General features: G+C 73.9%; 1 tRNA gene. It reads right to left on the reverse strand.

Annotated features, from left to right (window positions below):
- Positions 1–556: 556 nt before the first annotated feature.
- Positions 557–630 (reverse strand) — tRNA-Lys (locus tag ACSNOK_RS33140).
- Between the last annotated feature and the right edge of the window lie 543 nt (positions 631–1,173).

Below are 1,173 nucleotides of genomic sequence, written 5' to 3' on the forward strand. Positions count from 1 at the left end.
GGGGGCGCGGGGCGGGCGGTACGGGTGGGACGCGGGTCTGCGCCGTCGGTCGTCCGGTCCCGGGGGCGCCGGGATGCGCAGCCGGGTGGTGACCGAGGGATCGCGGGGCGGGTCGTACGGGATCTGCCGCCGTGCGTCGGCAGGCGTGGACGTCATGAGTCATTCCCCCCACACGCAGAAGCACTGCGTGGTACGCCGGTACATGAACCCCGGCCGACCCCCCAACGGCCGGCGCGGGCGCCTGGACACCGGCTCCCTCCGATGTCTCCCGGCTCACTGTGTGCACGGTGAGACGGGGATCACAGCCGCCGTTCAGGATCTCCGACGCCACTTCATGATCGCAAGGCGAAACGATCGGTTTACCGGGCAAAGCGGTATGTCAGTCGGAGACGTGTGCGAATGTCGCAGAAATGGTCACGGATGGCCTCTTACGTTCGTTCCCCGTCACCCGTCCGGTCCGCCGTGGCGGGGCCCGGCCTTCGGCGCCGGACATACTCCCCGCGCCGGAAACGCCGAGAGGCCCCTCACGGTGAGTGAGGGGCCTCTCGGCTGTCTGTGCGCCGCCAGGGACTCGAACCCCGGACCCGCTGATTAAGAGTCAGCTGCTCTAACCAACTGAGCTAGCGGCGCCTGCTGACAGAGAAAACTCTACCTCACTCCTGAGGGTGCCGATGACCACCCCGGCGGAGTAGGGGCCCGGGTCCGGTGCACCGCCCCCCGGGTCCGCGCTGGTGGGAGGCCCGGCGGAGCGGCGGACCGCCGTGAGGTGCGGGCCGTGCGGACCGTTGAGAAGCTGGCGGAGCGGTGCCTGAGGCAATCGACCGCGCACCCGTGGCGGACCACGGGCCGAGGGCGGAAGGCGGTGGAACGGTGCGGACGTCAGCCGGTGGACCGATACCCGACGGCCGGGCGCGCCCCGGGCGCGGCCGTGTGGCCGCCCCGCCCCGCGGGGGCCGCGGGACTCCGGAGCGTGACGAGGACGCCGGGCACCGGAGGTGTGCCGTCCGGTCCGCGTTGGTGGCGGCGGCCGTGGGCGCGGCCGTCATGGCGGGCCCGGGGACGGCCCTGGCCGCGACGGGCGATCCGCCGGACCCGGTCGCCGCACCCGCCGCGCCGGAAGGCGCCTCGGGGCCGGACGCCGGCACCGGGGCCGGTACGGACGAGGGCGGGGTG

It is taken from the genome of Streptomyces sp. URMC 126, from assembly GCF_051386555.1.
Lineage (GTDB): Bacteria > Actinomycetota > Actinomycetes > Streptomycetales > Streptomycetaceae > Streptomyces.